The organism is Ruegeria sp. D4 (assembly GCF_056534475.1).
The window spans coordinates 1-1,575 of sequence record NZ_JBQFPJ010000046.1; the positions used below are offsets into that span (position 1 = coordinate 1).

Sequence of the window (1,575 nt, forward strand, 5' to 3'; positions counted from 1 at the left end):
ACCGGTACTTTGACAGACGCATGGCCAGTGTCTCCGGGTGAAGAATGGTCAGCTGGTTTTGGTGGCGTGATGGACACCGAGCTATCAGTACAATTTACATGAGGCCTTGGTAGAGTGGTGACGCCGACTGCACCAAAGAAAAGTTACTCTCAATAGCTGACCATGATGGTCTTCCACTGGTTTCATCAAATCTGGGACGCAATTTAACCAGGTCCGGTTTAGGCTCGGTGTCGTCGTTCGCTCAGTCGCGGCGAATGTCCGGAAAGCGGACATGCATCGCGACTGAGCGAATGACCGCGTGGAGCCCATACCTGTGTAGTTTGCCCGATTTCGGACATTTCTGACACTGAACTCCTTAGAGCCTCACACATTAAGCCGTGGAAAGACTGCGAAACTGATGCTGAGCGGTTGGACGTCCACAACGGAATTTTGCTGTCAGCATTATGGGACGCAGCATTCGACACCTAATGTAGGTGCGCTCATAACGCTGCATTCCTATCATTGATTTTATTCAGAAAATCTAAGTGTCTTCGCCCATAATTTTGCACAGCAATTGCGCATAAGTTTGCACGATTTGCCCATAAGTTTGCGCGCCACAGAGAACCCATCGAACAAACCAGCTCCTATGGCTTATCTGCAATTCTCAAATGCAACTTATTCCCAATCGCCAGCAGACGAGCGCCACGTATTAGCGTCCGCATCCCAAACACTGGCGGTGACGCAAGGCGTTGGGTTTATTCCGTCGCAATTGGATCCATGAATATCCGCAACAACAACGCGTTGACGCCCAAAATCAACAACCGTCCAGCCCTGGTTGAGCAAGGATTGAACCTCCTCTTCAATCAAGAAGTGCGACATGCATCCGCCAGTTCCGCAGTAAAGAGATGCGGCGCTCGAACACGCAAAACCAGACTCATTCAAAACCCAGTCGCGTTGTAGATCTCCGTCGAGATCGACCCTTTCAACCGCGCCCCAATCTAAGTCAAACTGACCGTTGTTGAACTCCGCGCATGCCTGCGCCGCCAGATCAACCTTTGCTCGCAAACCGGTTGGAAGTTGCGAAACGTCAGCCGCGACAGCTGGTGAGTTCCATACTAGACCAGAGACCAGCACAAACCTGGAAACTGGACCTTTCAATTGACGCACTACTTGGGAAGGTGTTTGGAAGGCAGCATCAATTGCACTGATCATATCTGTAGTCCCCGTATTCCAGCCAGTTTACCGAGCCTTCGCTAAAAATCAGAAACTCGGACCTGTCTTCCCCAAGTAGGGCTACGACAAATCCGGCCGGCGGCTCAGAGTTTCCGAAGTAACTGTAGGCCGTCATTGCTCTGATTGAATCACCGTTGACTGTTACTCGCGCGTCCCAGTCTCCCTCAGGGTTGTCCAAAATCACGGGTTCGATCACGCGTTTTATCGCTCCGCCACCACAATAGACGATGCCTTCGGGGGGTTCGTAGGAGGCCCCCTGGCTAGGACCTGAATCGCAGGCGGAACGAAGGGACCGAATTGCCGCGCTGGAGCCTTTTAAGTCAAAGATTCCGTAGCTGACATCTTGATCAATCATCGACAAAT

General features: G+C 51.6%; 2 protein-coding genes and 1 pseudogene. 1 reads left to right on the forward strand and 2 read right to left on the reverse strand.

Annotation, left to right across the window (positions count from 1 at the left end; translation table 11 throughout):
• Nucleotides 1-327 precede the first annotated feature (327 nt).
• Complete coding sequence (locus ACR0MI_RS23640) at nucleotides 328-468, forward strand: HNH endonuclease (protein WP_170619987.1); 141 nt, start codon at nucleotides 328-330, stop codon at nucleotides 466-468.
• A gap of 186 nt (nucleotides 469-654) precedes the next feature.
• Here the strand turns inward: ACR0MI_RS23640 and ACR0MI_RS23645 are convergent, their stop codons facing one another.
• A complete protein-coding gene (locus ACR0MI_RS23645; RefSeq protein WP_170617475.1) occupies nucleotides 655-1,191 on the reverse strand; it encodes a hypothetical protein in 537 nt (178 codons plus the stop codon).
• Nucleotides 1,175-1,575 (reverse strand): annotated as a pseudogene (locus ACR0MI_RS23650) (hypothetical protein); the annotation flags it as partial. The pseudogene ACR0MI_RS23650 and the gene ACR0MI_RS23645, both read right to left, overlap by 17 nt.